The 551-nt window shown below is 60.3% G+C and carries 1 protein-coding gene; it reads left to right on the forward strand.

The window, feature by feature from the left end; genetic code table 11:
* Positions 1–551 (forward strand): sugar phosphate nucleotidyltransferase (locus tag SxD43FB_RS23915; RefSeq protein ID WP_255245894.1); only part of this gene is annotated, 551 nt, incomplete at both ends.

Below are 551 nucleotides of genomic sequence, written 5' to 3' on the forward strand. Positions count from 1 at the left end.
GCGACGGCCGTCAGTTCGGGGTCAATTTTCACTACGCCGAGCAGCCTAAACCCGATGGTCTGGCCCAGGCGTTCCTGATCGGCGAAGAATTCATCGGCGACGATTCGGTGTGCCTGATCCTGGGCGACAACATCTTTCACGGTCAGCACTTTAGCGAGCAGCTGCAAAAAGCCGCGGCCCATACCGAAGGCGCGACGGTGTTCGGCTATTGGGTCAAGGACCCGGAGCGTTTCGGCGTGATCGACTTCGACGACGAGGGCCGCGCGCTGTCCATCGAAGAGAAACCCAAGCATCCGAAGTCGAGCTACGCGGTGACCGGCTTGTATTTCTACGACAACGAAGTGATCCAGATCGCCAAGAACGTCAAGCCATCGCCACGCGGCGAGCTGGAAATCACTGACGTGAACAACGCGTATCTGGAACGCGGCGACCTGCGGGTCGAACGTTTCGGGCGCGGTTTTGCCTGGCTCGACACCGGCACCCACGACAGCCTGCTTGATGCGTCGCAGTACGTGCAGACCATCGAACATCGCCAGGGCCTGAAAGTCGCC

The sequence above is a fragment of the Sphingobium sp. D43FB genome (assembly GCF_002312805.1).
Lineage (GTDB): Bacteria > Pseudomonadota > Alphaproteobacteria > Sphingomonadales > Sphingomonadaceae > Sphingobium.